Source organism: Mesorhizobium sp. M7A.F.Ca.MR.362.00.0.0 (assembly GCF_004023175.1).
GTDB lineage: Bacteria > Pseudomonadota > Alphaproteobacteria > Rhizobiales > Rhizobiaceae > Mesorhizobium.
This window is the reverse complement of sequence record NZ_RZTF01000608.1, coordinates 1-1,943: the sequence shown is the minus strand read 5'-3', so window position 1 is coordinate 1,943 and position 1,943 is coordinate 1. Positions and strand designations below refer to the sequence as shown.

At 63.8% G+C, this 1,943-nt stretch carries 2 protein-coding genes and 1 pseudogene; all 3 read right to left on the bottom strand.

The features are described 5' to 3' along the window. Positions 1–559, bottom strand: a pseudogene (locus tag EOC06_RS44455) (histone deacetylase family protein); the annotation flags it as partial. Then, a complete protein-coding gene (locus tag EOC06_RS35885) occupies positions 556–1,071 on the bottom strand; it encodes a GNAT family N-acetyltransferase (RefSeq protein WP_128310022.1) in 516 nt (171 codons plus the stop codon). The gene EOC06_RS35885 and the pseudogene EOC06_RS44455, both read right to left, overlap by 4 nt. 12 nt (positions 1,072–1,083) lie before the next feature. Beyond that, a complete protein-coding gene (locus tag EOC06_RS35880) occupies positions 1,084–1,941 on the bottom strand; it encodes a 3-keto-5-aminohexanoate cleavage protein (RefSeq protein ID WP_245470385.1) in 858 nt (285 codons plus the stop codon). Between the last annotated feature and the right edge of the window lie 2 nt (positions 1,942–1,943).

Below are 1,943 nucleotides of genomic sequence, written 5' to 3'. Positions count from 1 at the left end.
CCCGTGCGGCCTGCTTACGCAGAACCTGCGCCGCGACGGCCGAGTTGTTGATGAAGCAGAAGCCGCCGGCGACATCGGCAAAGGCATGGTGGCCGGGCGGGCGGCTCAGCGCATAGGCGGCCGGCGCGCCTGACATCACCGCCTCGGCCGCGTCGACAGCGCTCCAGGCGCTCCACAGCGCGCTTTGCCAAGTCTCGCCCGAGATCGGGCAAGCAGTATCGGCCATGTGGTAGCCGGCCTGGCCGACTGCCGAGGCCGGGTAGGAGCCGTTGCGCGCGATCGGATGGATGTTGGGGATCACTTCGGCCGAAGCGCCCTCGATGCGCTGCCAGCGCGCGTAGATATGCTCGAGGAAATCCAGATATTCGGGCGTATGCACAGCCGCGACCGGGCCGAGCCCATGGTTGCGAGGTCGCTCGATCGTGCAGCCAGCATATTTTGCGCCGGCTAACAATCTCTCGACGCGCTCCGGCTTTTCCGGATTGGGCTGTGCCGCACCGCTTGACAGGAAGGCCTTGGGGTCGTGACGCTTCTGTTCCTCGGCATAGAAGGCTTTCATTCCGGATCCTCGTTCTGGGGCGCATCGGCGAAGGCAAAGAAAGCCTCGCCGATGATCTTCTGCGTCTGCTCATAGCTCGACCAGGCGATGCCCAGCCTTTCGTAGAAGGTCTTGGCACCCTCATTGTCCGTGTCGACCGACAGTCGGAGATAGACGCCGCCTTCTTTCCGGCACTGCGCCGCAACATGCCGCAACAGCCGCTCGCCGATCTTGCGGCCGCGAAACCGGTCCTCGACATAGAGGTCCTGCACATAGACGCCAGGCCGCCCCATCCAGGTCGAAAAGATCGGGAAATGCAGGCAAAGCCCGGCAAATTCCCCGCCGACTTCGGCGATCAGGGTCGAGAAGGCGGGCTTTTCGCCAAAGCCGTACGTTCTGAGATCGTCGGGTGTGGAGATGATTTCTTCCGGCGCACCGATATGCGTGCCGAGCTTCAGGATCGCCGCGTGGATGGTTTCGACGTCGTCGATCCGGCCGGGGCGTAAGAGGACGTCATTGGATGTTGGATTGATCACGGTCGTCTCTCAAAACGCCACCCGGTCGCCGCCCTTGAGCGCCAGCATGTCGCGCGCTTCGGTTGGCGTTGCAACCTCCAGAGACAGCCCGTCGAGAATGCCACGGATGCGGCGCACCTGGTCGGCATTGGATTTCGCCAACTGGCGGCCATCATAGAGACTGTCTTCCAGCCCGACCCGGACATTGCCGCCCATCGCCGCGGCGATCGAAATCAGCGGCATCTGCTGGCGGCCGGCGGCCAGCACCGAGAACTGGTAGCTGTCGCCGAACAATTTGTCGGCGATCCGCTTCATATGGACGAGGTTCTCCGGGTCGGCGCCGATGCCACCAAGAATGCCCAGCACGAACTGAATGAACAGCGGCCCCGACACCAGCCCGCGGTCGCGGAAATGCGCCAGCGAATAGAGATGGCCGACATCGTAGCATTCGAATTCGAAGCGCGTGCCGCAGCCCTTGCCCAGCCGCTCCAGCACGCCCTCCATGTCGGCGAAGGTGTTCTTGAAGATGGTGTCGCGCGTCGCTTCGAGCAGCTTGGATTCCCACTCGTGCTGCCATTCCCTTGGCTTGTCGAGCATCGGGAACAGCGCGAAATTCATCGAACCCATGTTGAGCGAGCACATTTCGGGTTCAGCCCGCAAAGGGGCTGCCAGCCGCTGATCGAGCGTCATCAGCGACGAGCCGCCGGTGGTGATGTTGATCACCGCATCGGTCGCCTGTTTGATGCGCGGCAGGAACTGCATGTAGACGTCCGGATCGGCGGTCGGGCGGCCATCCCTCGGGTCGCGGGCGTGCAGATGCAGGATCGACGCGCCGGCTTCCGCCGCGGCGATCGCGTCCGCCGCGATCTGGTCCGGCGTCACCGGCAGAT